We start from the raw sequence: 17,622 nt of genomic DNA, 5'->3' as shown, positions 1-17,622 counted from the left end.
CAGCGCGGGGTTATTCACTGAATAGTCCCCGCATCAGGGGACGGGGCAGACAGGCTGCCCACCAACACTACTGATTGCCCGCTTCGTCGCGCAGCTGACGACGGAGGATTTTACCCACATTCGTTTTAGGCAGTTCCTCCCTGAATTCATAGAGCTTCGGTACCTTATAGGCTGTCAGCCGCTCCCGGCAGAACTCCTTCAGTTCATTCTCAGTGACACCCTCGGTGGTCGGCACCAGGTAGACCTTGACCGCCTCACCGCTTTTGGTGTCAGGGATACCAACAGCCGCGCACTCCACCACTTTCGGATGGCTGCTTACCACATCCTCAATCTCGTTCGGGTACACATTAAAACCAGATACGATAATCATGTCTTTTTTACGGTCAACAATGCGGATGTATCCATCTTCCTGAATCAGCGCAATGTCTCCGGTCTTGAGGAAACCGTCTTCAGTAAAGGATTGCCGGGTGTCCTCAGGACGCTGCCAGTAACCCCGCATTACCTGAGGACCTTTCACACAGAGCTCGCCCGCCTCGCCCAGCGGTGTTTCATTACCTTCCTCGTCAATGGTCTTGACCTGGGTAGAGGGAATCGGCAAACCAATAGTGCCCAGCTGAATAGCGCTTTGGGGATTGAAGGTGACAACCGGGGATGTCTCGGTCATGCCAAAACCTTCGGCAATCTCGCAACCGGTCACCCGCTGCCACATTTTGGCGGTGTCGCTGGTGAGCGCCATACCGCCAGAGGATGTCAGCTTCAGGTTGCTGAAATCGAGATCCTGGAATTCCTCATTATTGCACAAAGCAACGAACAGTGTGTTCAGGCCGAGGAACGCTGTGAACTTGTGATTCCTGAGCTCTTTGACGAAAGCTGCAATATCACGGGGGTTCGGGATCAGTACGTTGTGCGCCCCGGCTTCGAGCATGATGCCGCAGTTAAGGGTAAAGGAATAAATGTGATAGAGCGGCAGCGGCGCAATCACCACTTCTGTACCGTCCTGCACGGTACTCTCCATCATCGGCCGAACCTGCAGCAAATTCGCCACCAGGTTGCCATGGGTGAGCATCGCACCCTTGGCAACACCGGTAGTCCCGCCGGTATACTGCAGCACCGCAATGTCATCCTGCTTGCACTCAACGGGCGTAAACTTTTCACGAGCACCGGCGCTCAGCACGGCCGGGAGCTTGTGAGCCTGGGGAAGGTTGAACGCAGGCACCATCTTCTTGACGTGTTTGACCACAGCATTCATCAGCATGCGCTTGATGGGTGAATGCATGTCAGCAAGTTCTGTCACGATGACATGCTCGATACCGGTGTGAGGCACCACCTTCTCGGCGTTATCAGCCATGTTTGCCAGAACAACCAGAGCCTTCGCGCCGGAATCGTTAAACTGGTGTTCCATTTCACGGGTGGTATAAAGCGGATTGGTGTTCACCACAATCAATCCAGCGCGCATGGCGCCAAACACAACAACAGGGTACTGACTGACGTTTGGCATCTGAACAGCGATCCGATCACCGGGCTTGAGATCGGTCTTGTTTTGCAGCCACGCCGCAAAATTACGGCTCTGGGTATCGAGGTCACGGTATGTGAGAGTAGCGCCAACAGCAGTGAACGCCGGGCGATCCGCATATTTTTTTACGGCCTGCTCGAACACATCCACCATGCTTTTGTACTTGGTCAGGTCGACCTCCCGGGGCACGCCGGCGGGGTATTTGTCCTGATAGAACTGCTCGAAATCCATCACCATCTCCTGTTTGGCGTTTTTGATTGTAATGATTCACCAATGCAAAGCTGTTTAAAAATCAACCCTACAAAAGTATCAGTCTCAAAAAAGTCGGGAGAGAATAGCAGTTTTGTTAACGATGAGGTAGTTTTCGCATCACAAGCCCGTTGGCCTGTACCCGATACCAATTGTGCGGAGCGCACCATGAACGACACCCTTGATACTCTTGAAAATATTACCTACGACGAACTGAACGAAGGCGATACCGCTACCTTTACCCGCACACTCTCAGAAGATGAACTGATCCTCTTTGCTGCGGTATCAGGTGATGTGAACCCGGTACACCTGGACTCTGAGTTTGCCGCCGGGTCCATGTTCAAGGAGCGCATTGCCCATGGTATGTGGAGTGGTTCACTGATTTCTGCCGCGCTGGCGACCGTCATGCCTGGCCCGGGTACCATTTACCTCGAGCAGACCCTGTCTTTCAAACGGCCGGTCAAACTGGAGGACACAGTCACCGTGACGCTCACCGTATTGCGTAAAGAGCCCAAAAACCGGGTAGTCATCCAATGCGATGTCCGAAACCAGAACAACCGACAGGTGGTCGCGGGCGAGGCAACGGTCATTGCGCCAACCGAAAAGGTCTCGCTCAACAAACCCCAGCTCCCTGAGATCAAAATCGAAGAGTGATTCGTCTCGTTCAGGACGAATAGAGACAGGGGCCTGCCCCTGTTCTAACCAGGAAGAAAATCGACCGGAAAACGGACCTTCCGGGTTTCCATGTCCCCAGCGCCAAAATTGAACAGCCTGACCCTCATGGCAATCCGGCGCTCAAGTGCCGGACTCTCCAGCTCTGAACTGACAACGTCACAGGCCGAGACCGAACCATCTGGCTCAATGACAAGTTCGAGTAAGACCTTGCCCTCTAACGTCGGATCCTGGCGAAGTTCACGGCGGTAAAGGGAGTAGAGAGCTGTTTTCTGCGCATCAAACACTTTTCGAATGTTACTCATTGCCCTCTCCCCGACGGACGGCTCCGGCGGCTCCGTTCGGACAACCTTGCTGGCCGGCTGGGATTCGGGTTCAACCCGCTTTACCTCGTGGTTCTCAACCGCAACCCGGGCATCGGGCACGCGAGTGTCCTCAACTCCCCCACTTCCCTCCAATGCGGTCTTGGCGTCGGTGACTGCAGGCTTCGCAACCGCTCCGCTGTCGCCGCTATTGGCACTGAGACGCTGGACGGGGACAGACTCGGGCTCTCGCAACGAAGCCAGGCGGTCCTTCATCGCCAGCAGGCCTGACCGTGATGCCTTCGCGCGCGCCTGCTCCACGGTTTGCACATCGGGCGCTTTCGGTGCGGGCTCATGTTTGACTTCGGGTTTGGCAACTTGAGGCTCGGGCATTGGACGAGGAGCGTCGACGACCTTTGGCGGCTCTGGCTCTGGCTCTGGCTCTGGCTCTGGCTCTGGCTCTGGCTCTGGCTCTGAGCGTACTACCTCCGGTTGCGCCGGAAGTTTGGGTTGCTGCACCAGTCTCGCAAGTTGTGGCGGGATTTTTTCAGCCTCTGAGCGCTCTATTTCCGGTACCTCAAGAGTCGGAATAAGGAAGGCCAGAGGGGAAAAAACCACAAGCATCAGCCCGAGGATCAGGCGAAATCGACGGTTTTCTCCCGCATCGGCGGTCCAGGGCAACCCGGTGGAAAGAAAGGTGTCGCTTTGGGGTTCAGCCATTGGTCACCTCCGCCTCAACAGCAAGCCGAACCTGACGGAACTGCTCGTCTACACAGGTTTGCATAATTTTCCGCAACAACCGGTAATCGGTATCGCGGCCTGCCATGATCGTGACTTCCAGACCCTGCTCGGGAACCGAGGGCCAGCGCGCCCGGCGATAGGCAAGCTCATCTGACAGCCCGGAAATATGGGTATCGCCTACTTCAATTCCGTTCAGGCGTGCGATCTCGCGACCCTGCACCAAGATGGATCCCCCGGTTACCTGAACCGTAAGACTCTCCACCGCCTCTTTTTCAGATGTGGACTGAGGCAAGGGAACATCGGCCGTGTTCTGCAGGACTTTTACGTCAGAGGAATTCACCATCAGGAAGAAAACGAGAATGGTGAAGATGTCCATCAACGAAACGAGATTGAGACCTCCGGCCTTGTTCATTCGGCCATAATGGCGTTGAGTTCGCCCTGCTCTGCGCGACCTCTTCATGCGTCCTCCACGTCTATCCCGGATTTGATAGCCGCCAACGGACGGCCTTCTGGCGCATCCATTAAAGATACATCCGGAAAAAGTTCAGCCTCAACGACGCTCGCGGCAACCACGGCCGGATAGGAACGCACCGTATCCATGGCCCGGACCAGGGTCTGATAATCAATATCCGGACCGACCTCGAGGATAACGTCTGTTTTGTCAGGAACACGGGTTTTGATTCGCTTAAGTACGGACCTCAGACTGACAAAATCCTGCCCGCCATCACGGCTAGGCAACACACGAATAAGTCCGCGATCACTGTCAGCGATCTCCATACCGTCCGGAATCACGGTGACTACCAGTCGAAATTCTTCCGGATTCGGGGCCTCACCGGAATCCATCCCGGGAAAATCAAGCTCGATCATGCGTACCTGACTGAACACCATTCCCAGAAGCAGGACCGGCACCAGTACAATCATCAGATTCATGAAAGCCGTGATATCCAGTTCGGGCGAACCGGCCGGTTTTCTGTGCCGGCGTCTCATGCAGCGGCACTCTGATGCTTCGGCTCGGAAATGATGTTGAGCAGCTTCACGCCCGCCATCTCGAAGCTGTCTACAATTTCATTAGTGCGGGTTTGCAAAACCGCGTGGAACATCAGCAAAGGGATCGCCGACATCAAGCCAAACGCCGTGGTATTCATAGCCACAGAGATGCTCTCGGAGAGTAAACTGGCCTTCTGGGACGGATCCGCCGCCGCAACGGCGGTGAAAGCAGAGATCAGGCCGATAATCGTGCCAAGCAACCCCAGCAGAGTCGCTATGTTGGCCAGCGTCGCAAGGTATTGCGTGCGTTTCTCCAGCCTCGGAAGCACCTCCATCAGCCCTTCCTCCATGGCGTACTCAATATCTTCCCGACGACTGTTATTAAGTAACCGGCCAATGCCGGCGCCCATAATAGAAGCAATGGCACTGTCCGATGTGCTGGCAGTTTTCATTGCCCGCTGATAATCCCTTTTCCGCAGTAACGGCAGAATGCCCTTTTCAAACGCAGTACGGTTTTTGCGCCGGACAGCGGCAAGATAGAAAAAGCGTTCAAGGGTTATCGCCAAACCGATGGCCAAAACCACGGCAATCGGGTACATGAACGGCCCGCCCTCCTGGAAAAACCGTACCATCGTATTCAACATGTTCACTCTCCTTATTAACGCGTTTTCACAGCCGAAGCCGGCTCAGGGCTCAGAATTAAAGGATTCAGGGTCTCGCGGAACACCCGGTGGCGCTCAAGAGCCTCAGGATTCACCGGTTGGACAAGTCGGGGCACCGAGTCATCCAGATCAGCTCTGGGCCGACGGGGTAAGCTCGGAGCCCGCCACGGCAGGATGAAAAGCACCCTTGGGTCGTCTTCGCCAGCACTGGCGGAAATACCCTCAACCTCCAGGCGCACTGCTTGTGATCCTGAAGCACCCGCGGCATATCCACTCACAGACACCAGGGCAAAAACGAGAGTCACGGCTAACCTGCTCATCTAGTCCAGCCTCCTCTTCAGGTCCGCAATCCAGCCGGCCACACGTTTATCGTCCGCATCGGTAAGGGCCTGGTATTTCCGGTAGTGGGTCAAAGCCCTTTCCAGATCCAGCAGGTAAAGTTCAGAGATCACGGCAAGGTTATAATGCAGGTCGGCAACACCGGGCGAATACTGCAACCCCGTCTCAAGCAGGCTTATCGCTTCTTCAAAACGGTTTTCGTCCTTAAGCAGCAAGGCCAGATTATTCACGGTAACGGCATCTTTCGGATTCAGCTTTACAGCCATTTCCCAGGCGTCGAGAGCAGCCATATTCCGGCCCTGATCATAAGCCTCCCTGCCTTCAAGCACATATTCCAGTGCCTTTTCCGGATTCGCCGGGACTGCCTCCGGCTTCTTTGATCCGGGGGCAGAACAGCCAACCATCATGGCCAGGATAAAACTCATCACAAGATGACGAGCGAAGGTTCTGTCAGGCGCCATCATTGACCTCCGGATTCCAGCTCATCCAGCGAACCGAACGGTCGTAGCGGCCGGGGTTGAGCTGCGAAAGAACGGTAAGGCTCTTTTCAATCCAGGCATCAAATCCCTGAGACGCGATCCGCTGATGATTATCTGAATGCAAGCGGATCGCTTTCTCCTCGAAAGGGAACGCTTCTTCTTCCAGCAACATCTGGTATTGCATGCTCTCAAGCTCGTTAAGGTCTTCCGGTACAGAAGACGCCATAAGGTCCCGGGCCAAAAGCCGGTATAGCTCGGCTCGGCGATAGAGAGACTCAGAGCGGACGGATTCGCCACCGAGGCTCTCGGCATCCAGGAAGTATTTTCGGGCGGTCTCCAGTGCGGCCTGTTTGCGGTTCAAGGACTCATTCAGGGGCTGGGTCAACTCAGAACCCGCAAAGGTCGCGGCGGCCCTCGCCCCCAGGGAAAGAGACTGCCGGGCTGCCCAGGATAGCGTTTGTTCTGAGTGCCATTGGCTGGCAAGCTCAGTCGCGACCAAAGCTTCCTGCCATGGAACAGCGTCACCCATTGTCTCTATCAAGCGGTATCGCAGGGTTTGCAGACGAATATGTTGCTCGGCGTTTTCAGCAACAGGTCCGGTATTGAGGTAGTCCAGGTAAAGCCGGTTGCGTTTACCGGTTTCACCCGCCTCATTGAACAGAGCCGCTGCTCTTAGCCGGCTTGGCCAGGGATTCTCCATACCGCTGGAGGCTTCAAGCAATTCCGACGCCGCCTTCGCCGGCTGACCGGAGGCAACATAGGCGTGAACCAACTTGTCACTGACCTTTTCGGTTAGCGGGTGTGCAGGAAAGTCCGCGCGGAATTGCACCAGCTCATCGATGGCTGCAGCCATTCGGGAAGCTTTAAGGAGCGTATTGGCGGCATCAAAACGCCCCTGAACAGCGATGTCTGAATCGGGAAGAACTGTTCCAATCCGGTTAAAATGACCGACCGACGCCTCTATTCTGCCGGATTCCGCAGCCTGCTCACCCTGCCTGTAGATAACGGTTGCCAGCTGTTGCCGGACAGACGCGACAGCACCGGGTTCCAGGCCCTCGACCGTCGCCGACTTCGCAAGGTCCAGAACCTGCCCCCAGGCCCGCTCTGCCAGTCCGAATTTTCCTTGTCTCTGCCTGACTTTAGCCACTGCCAGCCAGCCCGCATAGCGTTCCGATCCGGACGCAAGATCGTTGACCACGACGTTCTCACCATAGCCCAGGGCACGATCGTCATCACCGGCGGCAAGCCAGCGCCTCGCGAGGTCTGCCATCAGCCCCGGCACTCGGCCATCTTCTTGGAATCGGCCGGCGAAGCGCTCAGCCTCAGCCGAGTAAGCACTCAAATCGGGAGCGAACGCCACACTTGCCCTGTCGCCATCCATCCCCCCACGAATTAACACTATGGCCGCCCATCCGGCGTCGGCCGCTTCCGTATACCTGTCAGCCTCATAGGCTGCCAACCGAAAATCCGACAACGCCGCTTGGTATTGCCCGGCCTGCAGTCGTGCGTCACCCGCGAGGCGCAGCACAGCGCCGTCCTTGCCTGAGCGCCGAGCCAGCGCCTCGTAATAGTCACCCGCCAGAGAAAAATCACCGGTCGCCAAACGATCACGCCCCTGGTCTACAGCAGTGGACGCCTGGCTGTAATGAAAGTCAGCCAGCTGCCGGCTATATTGCTGCCATCGCTTGCGATCAGATTCCTCAAGCCTGGCGAACTCCAGGTCGTCGCTGAACATCACAACATAATTTGCCTGGGCTTCCCGCACCTCACTGGCAGCGCCGGCACGGCTCCACACATCAACAATCTGTGCCATGAACCCCGAGCGCTCGGAGTGGCCGGGCGCATGTCGAACAAAAGCGCGGTTAACCCCAACACTGGCTTCAAACGCGCCCTGAACTGCGTAGTAATCAGCCAGCCTGTCAAAAACCAGATATTCCCAGTGTCGTGATGGTCCATCGCCGAGCCAGGAAAACAGCGTCTGGGCACCATTTCTCCGGTCCGCCATCACAGCGAGAATACGGAAGGTGTCATCAATTGTTTCAACACTGGGCTCATTAACACCGGCAAGACTTTCCTTGGTTGGCAGAAACTCATCCAGCACCGAAAGAAACGTCTTGCCAGCTCTTTCCCACGCTGACGGTCCTTGTTTGAACTGGCTCCAGCCCAACATATAGCGAGCCTTGGCTTCCAAGCCTCCACGTACTCCGGAACCGATCACCGCCAGGTAACCCGCCTCTGCCTCAGAGTAATCACCCGCTGAAAAAGCAGACTCGGCAATCCGGAATCGGGCCTCGGGTACCAGATCGGATTTCGGGTAAAGGCCAACCAGCTGCTCAAGCCGATCGATTGATGCCCGGGCCTGACCTGTCAGGGCATGGGCCTTCGCCATCTGGTACAGCAATTCGTCAAGCCTTCCGCCATAAGAACCCCGGGACAGAATCGATTCGTAACTGTCGATCACCTGGCGATAGATGCCCTCCTCTTCAGCAACGGAAAAACCTATGTCCTGCCCCGACCGATCCCGGATGTTTGTCAGGCGATTAAGGGCATCGATCCGAACCTCCGGTTCATCGGAAGTCGTGAACAGACGCTGATAACGTCGTGCGACCTCAGCGGGAGAGATAGCCGGCAATGGCCGGGATTCAAACTTGAGAAACACCGGGCGCATATCACCGATGGTCTCTCCATCCCGCCCCAGTTCCACGCGAAATGTTTCCTGTGCCACAACAGAACTGGTCAAGGATACAGCCACGAGGAGGCCTGCCAGCCAACGGTTCATGGTTTAGCCTCTTCCAGATTTTTGAGGGCCAGGTATTCGTAGAGATGAGCAATTTGCTGCTCGGTTTTGTCTACGGCAAAAGCCATCCGCTGTTCCTGTTCAGCGACATACTTCAGAGCAAGAGCATCGAGCAATTCTTCCGCGCGGGCAGTGAGCCGGTCAGTCTCATTCCGGTGTTGTTGGGTACGGGCCTTTAGAGCGCGGGATTGCTGAAGCTGCTTACGAAGCTCAGCCGGACGGCGGGCAACCCGAGCGTCGAGGCTTTCCAATGCCTCTGCAGTGGCGGCCAGTGATTGGTGGAGTTTTTTTATTTGCTGTTTCTGAAGCTCGTTTTTCGTAACGTTCGATACGCCGTCAACGGCTTTTTCGAGAATATCCTGCTGACGCAAAAGACCGGGCATGGCCGGTTGCCCTCCTGATCCCGTAAGGCGACCAAGTTGCTGTTCCAGCGTCTCAATGAACACCGTAAGGTCACCGGCCTGACGGTCCAGAGTGCGGCCAAGTTCAACCAGCCGCGCCACTCGACTGACCGCTCTCTGTGCAGCTGGTTTCTCAAGAAATTCGAGCAAATACGCCATTCTCGGCTGCGTCAACGTGCGACTGTCCGCCAGGAACCATTCAAGGTCTGAATCCCGAGCGTCTTCCACCAGGGCTTTGTAGGCCCCCTGTGCAGAGATTCTGTCTGCGAGTTTCCGGAGCGTGACCCGTTCACTCTCATACGCTGCATTAGCTGCAAGGTATGCTTCGCCTGCCTGGCCCAGATATCCGGAGAGGTCATAACCTCGCCCCATGCCTATCCAGGCATCAGCAACGCCCGGGTATGCCAGAGGGTATTTCTTCGCCCGGTGCCAGCTCTGCATTGCCGAACGCTGGTTCCCCCGCTCAGACAACGCCAACCCATGTAAATACAGGGCTTGTGGGGTGCTGTAAGTCTCAAGCGATACCTTCTCAAGAAAGCTGATTGCCTTCTCGTATTCACCATGTTGGTATGAAAGGTAACTCGCTCGTACCAGAAGCCGGCTTCTCAACTCAGCGTTTCGGTCCCTCAGTTCATCCTTCTCTGCCATCGCCAGAGCAACCCGCAGTGCAACGAGAGCGCGTGCAGGGTTCAGATCCTCCCGCGCGTAGTCACTGGAAAGATTGAGATACCCAACCGCCGCCCAGTAACCCTCATCCATATCTGCAAGGATCTTGCCCGCCTTGTCCGTGCCACCGGCAGATCTGGCCAATTCGGCCAGTTGGTATAACGCTTTTTGTCGGGTTTCTCCAAAACCGGTCTCCGCAGCCAGCTCAAGCCACTTTTCCGCCTCTGCCATTTCGCCTTTCCCGAGCATCAACTGGCCAAGCAGTAAACCGGCCTCACCCCGGTGGTATTGCCCCTCGGTGATCCTCCCGAGCGCAGCAACACTCTCCGGCACCTGTCCGCTCTCCAGCAAGAGGTGGGCACGAAGGAATTGGCCAGTTTCACCTTTCAGACTATCGGCAAACCTCAGAACCGAAGCCAGTTGTCCGGTGGCGAGCGCGTAACGTGTGAGCCCTGCTTTCTGATCTTCAGAGATGGAAGACGAGGCCTGTAAAGGCATTGCCAGAGCGATCAACAGAGTCAGGGTCAGAAAGCCTATCTCCGGCGGGCGTGCATTCAGCAAGCGAGATCTCATAGCGGTCTACTTCCACTCAACAAAGGAGACCCTGGGTTCGTAATCCGGAGCCCGAGCATCCAGGGTTACTTGCAGGCGCAGAGTTCCGGGTTGCTTCTGAAAGCGATGGACGGCCTCCCTGCGAACAAAGTGGTCATTGGCTGAGCGTGCGGTGACGACGGTTTTTAGCTGGTGGGAGCCACTGGCAAGGTTTCCGGTGTAAAGCTGCTGAATCCCTCCCTCTTCGAGAGACCCCCGCTCCTGTTCGGAATAGAGGTGGGAGGCGACGGGCGTGTCATCCACAAACAGCTCTACCGAATCCAGATCCATTGAGTCGCGGGTATCAAGTGTCAGGAAAACTGCCAGTCGGGTATCCGCCGGATGAAGTAGCTTTTGCTCCAATGCAAATACCTGTGCAGAGTGCTCCGCCACAGCCGCCCTGAGCTGTTCAATCTCGTTATCGACGGCCGCTGCTGATGCCAGAGCCGGCATAAGCATGCTCCAGGCCGAACAACGAAAAACCAACGATTGCCATCGGCTGATCCGGCGCTTTTTTGATGGTCTTATGCCGAACATAAAGCTTTGCGACCTCCCGCCATTCCTGTATCAGGCAAACTTCTGTAACAAACCGACAGAAATCGTAACACTTGGTAACGGCCAAGAACGGTATCCAGATCACCAAATGAAAAATGCCCGAAAGGAAAAAAGGCCTGTCGAAGAATTTGACAGGTAAGGAAAAACGGCAGGTCAAAAAAGCAGAAAGGAAAAACGCAAGATATGCCCACACCCATGTTTAGCCACGTTTTATTCTTTATGGCCCTGTATTTGCTGTGGGTAAAGCGGCGGGAATGCCATTCGGGCAATCCCGCTTGATATGCCGAGCTTTGCCGATGCTCTCAACCGCATCGGCTTTTTTTATTTGGTCAATTGCTTCATGGCTGATTCCAGCCCGTCAATTGTTAGCGGATACATATGATCGTTGACCAGTTGCCGGGTCATACCCAGTGATCCCCCCGTCCCCCAGTAGCTCTCCGGCAACGGATTCAGCCAGACCACCTTGCGGAAATGATCCGAGACCCTCTGAAACCAGGTCGCTCCGGCCTCCTCGTTCCAATGCTCAATCGATCCGCCCGGGTGGGAGATCTCATAGGGAGCCATGGTGGCGTCCCCGACAAAGATGACCTTGTAGTCCGGCGTGTACTTATGAAGGATGTCCCAGGTGCTTGTCGTTTCGTTCATTCGTCGAATGTTGTTGGTCCAGACACTTTCATAAATGAAGTTGTGGAAGTAAAAATACTCCATGTGCTTGAACTCAAGACGCGCCGCCGAGAACAGCTCCTCGCAAACCCGGACGTGTGGATCCATGGATCCACCCACATCAAAAAAGATCAGCACTTTGACTGCATTGTGCCGCTCTGGAACCATTTTCAGATCAAGGTAACCTGCATTTCGGGCAGTTGACCGGATAGTATCGTCCATATCCAGCTGGTCAGCCGCACCCTGGCGAGCAAATTTCCGCAACCGCCGCAAAGCCACTTTGATGTTGCGGATTCCCAGCGTGATGCTGTCATCCAGATCCTTGAACTCGCGTTTCTCCCAAACTTTGACCGCACGGCCATGCCGCCCGTTTTTCTGGCCAATTCGAAAGCCTTCGGGGTTATAACCATTGGCGCCGAAAGGCGAGGTGCCACCGGTGCCGATCCACTTGTTGCCACCAGCATGGCGCTCGTCCTGCTCCTCCATGCGTTTTTTGAACGTCTCGATGAGCTCTTCAAGGCCGCCGAGCGAATCGATTTTGGCTTTGTCTTCCTCGGAAAGATGCTTTTCGAACTCTGCCCTGAGCCAATCGTCCGGGATCAGCATTTCCATCAGGTCATCGATATTCTCAATGCCCTCAAAATAGGACTTGAATGCGCGGTCAAACTTGTCGAAGTGGCGTTCGTCCTTTACCAGACAGAGCCGGGACAGGTAATAGAACTCTTCCATGTCGGCAAAAGCCAGACGCTTCTGCAGAGCTTCAAGCAGGTCGAGGAACTCGCGCAGGCTGGCGGGCACCTTTGCCCTTCGCACTTCGAGAAAAAAATCAATCAACATAAAGCGAAACTCTTGCTGCTTATCAGCTGCGACGGCGAGCCATGAAGGCCAGTTTCTGCAGCAGGTGTACGTCTTGCTCATTCTTGACCAGAGCACCGTAGAGCGGCGGCAATGCGGAGCTGGTATCTTTCTCCTGAAGCATTTTCGCAGACAACTCATCCGCCATCAGCAATTTCAGCCAGTCGATCAACTCAGAGGTGGACGGCTTTTTCTTCAGGCCCGGCACCTTGCGAACATCGAAAAACACTTCCAGCGCGTCACGAACGATTTGCTGCTGAAGGCCCGGGAAGTGCACATCCACGATGTCCTGCATTGTGTCATGGTCCGGGAAACTGATGTAGTGGAAGAAACACCGGCGCAGGAAAGCATCCGGCAGTTCCTTTTCATTGTTGCTGGTAATGACCACGATCGGGCGCTGCCTGGCTTTAACGAACTGCTGGGTCTCGTAGACATAGAACTCCATGCGGTCCAGCTCCAGCAGGAGATCGTTCGGGAACTCGATGTCCGCTTTGTCGATCTCATCAATCAACAAGACAACCTGTTCATCTGCGTCGAAGGCATCCCAGAGTTTTCCCTTGACGATGTAATTGCTGATGTCCTTGACCTTTTCATCACCCAACTGAGAGTCCCTGAGGCGTGATACCGCATCGTACTCATAGAGGCCCTGCTGCGCCTTGGTGGTGGACTTGATGTGCCAGGGGATAAGTTTCATCCCCAGTGCCGCCGCCATTTCCTCTGCCAAAAGAGTCTTGCCGGTGCCGGGCTCGCCCTTGATCAGCAGCGGGCGCTGGAGCGAAATCGCCGCGTTGACAGCCATTTGCAGGTCATCGGTGGCTACGTATTTTTCGGTACCGGTAAACTTCATGGGTCTGTTCCTGTTGGTTACTTTTTCTGTTCTTTGTCATCACGTTTCTTTTCGGCTGCCTCATTGGGTAGCCCTGAATCGTCTTCCTCGAAATCGGGAAGATCATCAAATTCGGACAAATCGAAATCGTCGAGTCCAAACTCTTCTTCGTCATCTTCGCTGGCGGAATCGTCGGCCACTTCATCCAGCTCGGGAATAGCCTCGTCATCTTCCGGCCCTTCTTCGGGTTCGACTATGGCATCGGCCACGGGAATTTCATCACCCGGTTCTTCGAAGACCTTCTCCAGGTCGGCCATGTCATCCTCCGGGGGCGTTTCGTCGGTGACCTCCGGAATATCTTCTGGCTCGGGTTCAAGCTGCTCTTCGAGATCCGCAATGGTCTCCCGTTCCGCTGCAGCTTCTGCCTGGGCCATCGCTCGGTTATTACGTTTCTTTACTGCCAGCCAGGCCAGTAACAGAACCGCAAGACCTCCACCTCCTGCTCCGAGCATCCACATGGGGAACGGGAGCTGACTCACCTCCTCTTCCTTCAGAGCGGAAGGCTCGGTAGCCGCTGGCGGTGCAACTTGTGGCTCCTCAGCCTGACTGACGTCGATCGGACTGTCGATAGCCGGCAACGGCGCCGTTTCTGAATCCTCACTGGCGACAGGCTTCTGTTCTTCAACAGACTCTATCTGTTCAGGCTCAGCAGAGACCTGAGGTAGCTCTCCTTCATCGGGGTCGGTGCCTTCCTGAATGGCCGGTTCCCCGGAGACAGCACCTTCCGGAGCCGTATACCTGGCAGTCGCACTGAACTTGCGCCCAAACGTCTGTCCATCCGCCACCACGTCAATCCGGTAGACACCAACCGCTGGCAGCCGGCCTATACGATCTGAATAAACACCATTTTCTGGCGGCTGCTCCCCGGAAAGTTCTTTCGTGCCACTCCGTCCATCCTCGGACGTTATGGTCAGGCTTACGTCAAGTACCTGAAGAAAGTCCGGATTAATGATTTTGTCCGCCTTTTCGAAGAAAGCCACACGCACATCGAACGGAGAGCTTTCCGAAAAGCTGGGCGGAACCTGACTGACCACCATGCGCAGATCGCTGACGACTGTCACCCGGCTCCCGCTTCCCAATTCTCCCTTGATACGCCATTCACCCGACAGTGGTTCGCTAAGGGTCACCAGATCGTACCCCGTCTCCCTGGCCCAGCGCGCATTATCCGGGAGACTTGTCATGCCAAGTGTCTTGCCGTCCGGGCGAACCAGTTCGAGCTCACGGGTTGACCGTGTCTCCTTATCCCCCCAGAAAATCAGTGCAGTAAACTCCTTCACTCCGCTGTCCACGAGGAAGGCGTTGCCTTCAATGGGAATCTGCTCTTGGGGCACTGCGGTATTCAGTGCCTCAAGAAACGCCCTGTTCAGCGCATCGGCACTCTCGGCAATCTGGAAGCGCCCACCGGATTCACTGGCGAGTTGTTCCAGGAATTCAGCGTCCGCCTGAGATGACAGGGCCACGGGGTGCAGAGTTGCCCCCTGGGCCACCAAGTCCGCAAGTGTCGACTGGAGAATCCGTTGTTCTTCCTGCCGGTTCCGTTCCGGATCATCCGAAATATCAACCTTGCCATCTGTCAGCAAAATGAAGTGGGTATGATCAAGCACTCCACCGGTGTAATAGCCGTCACTCGCGACCTCTATGGCTTTACCAAGGTTGGTTCGCAGAGCAACAGAGTTGATCTGGTTTGACCGTTCGATGGCAGTTTTCCGCCACTCATCTGTCACGTCCCGGTGAGGAACCAGCATGTTGACGTATTCACCAAACGTCCAGAGACCTGCACTGGTCCCCTCCGGGAGCATTCGGGCGAGTAGACGAACCGCCGGCTGGCGCAGATTGCCGGGATCGTTTTCCTTCATCGAGCCGGAAATGTCGACGATAATGCGGATATCAGACTGTGCTGGAAGCGTGAGCTCCGTCGTCTCCTGGGCACGCACCATGGCTGGGAGAACAATGAGTGTCAGTACAGTCAGCGTGAGGAATCTATACATTATCGATCTCGGCGAATATCCACGTGGTTATTGTTGGTGTTCACGTTAGCGGCGGACAAGGCGATAGCGCACGAGGTCCAGAATCCAGACAAGCAACATCACAAGACCGGCTATACCAAGGTTAAACAATGCCCGCCCCGCAGCGTCTGCTTCGCCAAGAATCAATTCGTAACCGCCATAAAGCCACGCAGGGATCCACCATCCTGCCAGGTCCGGCGATTCAACCGGTGTCAGCAGCAACGCGACGAGGGCAGCAAGCAATAAGGTTCGGAGCCCGTATAGCGGAAGAAAATGGAACAACCGCTTCATCATGTAGAAAAACACGACGAAGGCGATGGCGTATGCGGCCCAGAAAATGCTGTAGGCCGTTTGTGCGTCGGTATCAATCATTACAGAATCCAGTGAATGATGTGTTCTTCCCAGTCTTCCTCGGGCACCTGATCTTCGGAAACAGTTTTGTGGCGGATTGAGACCCCTGCATCGTGAACAGAGTCGGGATTTCCGCTCCGCAACGGGTGCCAATCCGCCAGTGGCCTACCTTCTGCCAGGGTTCGATAAGCGCAGGTATAGGGCAGCCAATGGTAATCGTTCACGGTATCGGCTGTCAGCACCGTGCACCCGGGCACCTTTTTCAGCCGTTCAGAGTAGACCGTGCAACGGCAGGTCTCTTCATCCATGTAACGGCACGCCAGATCGGTGTGGTAAACCTCTCCGGTATCTTCATCCTCAAGCTTGTTCAGGCAGCACTTTCCGCAACCGTCACATAACGACTCCCATTCTCCCGGGGTCATCTCATTCAGGCGTTTTCTTTGCCAGAACGGAACCTGGGCAATCATCTGTCAGACTGCTCCGGCTTTCGACGAAACTCCACCACATAACCATCGTGCTCTTCCGGCATTTGCAGAAAGAAGTCTTTTTCCCGGATCGCGTCCAAAACCTGCCTGCCAGTGGTCCTCGCCAGTTTCCGGTCTGGTGTCAGTATCAGATCCATGGAGTGGACAGGTTTCCCGAAAATGCCCCTCAGGCTTTCCGGCAGTTCCTCCCACTTTTGCCCGCGGCGAACATAGAGGTAAGTGTCGTTTTTCTTGCCGCTGCGAAATACAGAAACAAATTCCCGGTCTTTCATGATCTCAGCAATTCCTCGATGTCGGTTCTGACCGGAGCCAGTATCTGTTCACGCCAGCCCTGGAAAAAAACGTGTCCACTTAGCGATTTTTCCTGGACCACCTTTTCAAGTCTCTTTCTGGGCGCTAGTAATTCAATCGGTATATCAGCATCTTCTGCAGCTTTTCTGAATAACCGCTTTAACATCTTAAAGAACACTTGCTGGTCCCTGTTCAGCGGAGGCGCTATGCGCGCAAGACTGGAATTATCTGCGCTGGCGGCATTTTCAACAAGGGCAAGAAGTGTTTCGCCATAACGCCTGACCGCTCCGGAAGGCAGCCCCTGAATGTCGGACAGCTCCCGCTGGGAACGTGGCATTCTCTCGGCTATAGCGATAAGCAGGGGGTCTGCCAGTACCCGGTTACGCGGCCGGTCTCTGCGTTGGCATTCCTGCTCTCGCCACTGCGCCAATTCCTTTAATACGCCCTGTTGTTGTGGCGTAAGTGACCAGCCTCCCCGCAGCTTCAGGTAATGGTTGCCTGGATCGTCCTGGCCTGCCAGTTCGTCCGCAAACCGGGTAGATTCTTCGCAGAGTGCATCCTCAAGCCCACGTTCGCGCAAATGCGCCATTACCCATCGATACATAGGCTCCAGAAACCGGATATCGTCAACTGCATAGCGCTGCTGTGCTTCAGACAACGGCCGAGCCAGCCAGTCAGAACGAGTCACCGATTTGTCCAGGGTTTCGCCAAACAGGGTCTCTACCAGGCGAGCGTATCCGAGGGAAAAACCGGCACCCGCCATTGCCGCTCCAATCTGAAGATCCAGAACACCTTTCGGCTCAATACCGAGCCATTGGCGAAACAGCTCCAGATCTTCGCTCATCGCATAAAGAAGTTTTGGCGTTTTGACATCGGACAGCACCTCACGGAAACGAGTCGAGCTTTCCGCAACGGAGGGATCTACCAAACAATACTCACCCTCCAGTCCCAGCTGCACGAGCCCGGGGATCGGGTAGAACGTGTTGACCCGCTCAAACTCGGTATCCAGTGCCAGTGGCTTTCCGGGAGCTCTGCCCAGCCATTGATCAAGCGCCTCTGGCTCGTGGATCCATTGAATTGTGTCAGGTGCCGGGGGTGCATCAACAGCCGGGATGGAGGGTGCCATAGAAA

The 17,622-nt window shown here is 55.4% G+C and carries 18 protein-coding genes; 1 reads left to right on the top strand and 17 read right to left on the bottom strand.

Annotation, left to right across the window (positions count from 1 at the left end):
• Positions 1-67: 67 nt before the first annotated feature.
• Positions 68-1,744, bottom strand: a complete 1,677-nt coding sequence (locus BKP64_RS04825; protein WP_070966705.1) for an AMP-binding protein — start codon at positions 1,742-1,744, stop codon at positions 68-70.
• 186 nt (positions 1,745-1,930) lie between these two features.
• Between BKP64_RS04825 and BKP64_RS04820 the strand changes: the two genes are divergently transcribed.
• Positions 1,931-2,416 carry a MaoC/PaaZ C-terminal domain-containing protein gene (locus tag BKP64_RS04820; RefSeq protein WP_070966701.1) on the top strand — a complete coding sequence of 162 codons (486 nt, stop codon included), beginning with the start codon at positions 1,931-1,933 and terminating at the stop codon, positions 2,414-2,416.
• Between the two features lie 44 nt (positions 2,417-2,460).
• Here the strand turns inward: BKP64_RS04820 and BKP64_RS19015 are convergent, their stop codons facing one another.
• The 16 genes from BKP64_RS19015 to BKP64_RS04735 form a co-directional block, all read right to left on the bottom strand.
• Positions 2,461-3,456: an AgmX/PglI C-terminal domain-containing protein gene (locus tag BKP64_RS19015; protein WP_070966698.1), complete on the bottom strand. Its 996-nt coding sequence runs from the start codon at positions 3,454-3,456 to the stop codon at positions 2,461-2,463.
• The gene (locus BKP64_RS04810) at positions 3,449-3,937 is read right to left on the bottom strand and encodes an ExbD/TolR family protein (protein ID WP_083329149.1); all 489 of its coding nucleotides are present in this window, start codon (positions 3,935-3,937) and stop codon (positions 3,449-3,451) included. Before BKP64_RS04810 ends, BKP64_RS19015 begins: the two co-directional genes overlap by 8 nt.
• Positions 3,934-4,464: an ExbD/TolR family protein gene (locus BKP64_RS04805; protein ID WP_070966693.1), complete on the bottom strand. Its 531-nt coding sequence runs from the start codon at positions 4,462-4,464 to the stop codon at positions 3,934-3,936. The genes BKP64_RS04810 and BKP64_RS04805 overlap by 4 nt, the downstream gene beginning before the upstream one ends.
• Positions 4,461-5,108 (bottom strand): MotA/TolQ/ExbB proton channel family protein, encoded by a 648-nt coding sequence (locus tag BKP64_RS04800; RefSeq protein WP_070966692.1) that lies wholly within the window; start codon positions 5,106-5,108, stop codon positions 4,461-4,463. The genes BKP64_RS04805 and BKP64_RS04800 overlap by 4 nt, the downstream gene beginning before the upstream one ends.
• 14 nt (positions 5,109-5,122) lie before the next feature.
• Complete coding sequence (locus BKP64_RS04795; protein ID WP_070966688.1) at positions 5,123-5,446, bottom strand: hypothetical protein; 324 nt, start codon at positions 5,444-5,446, stop codon at positions 5,123-5,125.
• Positions 5,447-5,926 carry a tetratricopeptide repeat protein gene (locus BKP64_RS04790; protein ID WP_070966685.1) on the bottom strand — a complete coding sequence of 160 codons (480 nt, stop codon included), beginning with the start codon at positions 5,924-5,926 and terminating at the stop codon, positions 5,447-5,449.
• On the bottom strand, positions 5,916-8,723 hold the full coding sequence (locus BKP64_RS04785; RefSeq protein WP_070966682.1) for a tetratricopeptide repeat protein: 2,808 nt from the start codon (positions 8,721-8,723) through the stop codon (positions 5,916-5,918). Before BKP64_RS04785 ends, BKP64_RS04790 begins: the two co-directional genes overlap by 11 nt.
• Entirely contained in the window at positions 8,720-10,381 is a 1,662-nt protein-coding gene (locus tag BKP64_RS04780; protein ID WP_070966680.1) for a tetratricopeptide repeat protein, read from the bottom strand. Before BKP64_RS04780 ends, BKP64_RS04785 begins: the two co-directional genes overlap by 4 nt.
• Positions 10,382-10,387: 6 nt before the next feature.
• Positions 10,388-10,852, bottom strand: coding sequence for a hypothetical protein (locus tag BKP64_RS04775; RefSeq protein WP_227515508.1), 465 nt, complete (start codon positions 10,850-10,852; stop codon positions 10,388-10,390).
• A gap of 423 nt (positions 10,853-11,275) precedes the next feature.
• Positions 11,276-12,454 carry a vWA domain-containing protein gene (locus BKP64_RS04765; protein WP_070966671.1) on the bottom strand — a complete coding sequence of 393 codons (1,179 nt, stop codon included), beginning with the start codon at positions 12,452-12,454 and terminating at the stop codon, positions 11,276-11,278.
• 22 nt (positions 12,455-12,476) lie between these two features.
• Positions 12,477-13,319 (bottom strand): AAA family ATPase, encoded by an 843-nt coding sequence (locus tag BKP64_RS04760; RefSeq protein ID WP_070966669.1) that lies wholly within the window; start codon positions 13,317-13,319, stop codon positions 12,477-12,479.
• A 17-nt stretch (positions 13,320-13,336) separates the two neighbouring features.
• The gene (locus BKP64_RS04755) at positions 13,337-15,346 is read right to left on the bottom strand and encodes a VWA domain-containing protein (protein WP_070966667.1); all 2,010 of its coding nucleotides are present in this window, start codon (positions 15,344-15,346) and stop codon (positions 13,337-13,339) included.
• Between the two features lie 45 nt (positions 15,347-15,391).
• Positions 15,392-15,736, bottom strand: a complete 345-nt coding sequence (locus tag BKP64_RS04750; protein WP_070966664.1) for a hypothetical protein — start codon at positions 15,734-15,736, stop codon at positions 15,392-15,394.
• On the bottom strand, positions 15,736-16,182 hold the full coding sequence (locus tag BKP64_RS04745) for a YcgN family cysteine cluster protein (RefSeq protein ID WP_070966662.1): 447 nt from the start codon (positions 16,180-16,182) through the stop codon (positions 15,736-15,738). Before BKP64_RS04745 ends, BKP64_RS04750 begins: the two co-directional genes overlap by 1 nt.
• Complete coding sequence (locus tag BKP64_RS04740) at positions 16,179-16,472, bottom strand: YcgL domain-containing protein (RefSeq protein ID WP_070966659.1); 294 nt, start codon at positions 16,470-16,472, stop codon at positions 16,179-16,181. The genes BKP64_RS04745 and BKP64_RS04740 overlap by 4 nt, the downstream gene beginning before the upstream one ends.
• Positions 16,469-17,617 carry a ribonuclease D gene (locus BKP64_RS04735; protein WP_070966656.1) on the bottom strand — a complete coding sequence of 383 codons (1,149 nt, stop codon included), beginning with the start codon at positions 17,615-17,617 and terminating at the stop codon, positions 16,469-16,471. Before BKP64_RS04735 ends, BKP64_RS04740 begins: the two co-directional genes overlap by 4 nt.
• Positions 17,618-17,622 lie beyond the last annotated feature (5 nt).

It is taken from the genome of Marinobacter salinus (assembly GCF_001854125.1).
GTDB classification, from domain to species: domain Bacteria; phylum Pseudomonadota; class Gammaproteobacteria; order Pseudomonadales; family Oleiphilaceae; genus Marinobacter; species Marinobacter salinus.
The sequence above is the reverse complement of the archived record's forward strand: the minus strand, read 5'-3'. Positions and strand labels throughout refer to the sequence as shown.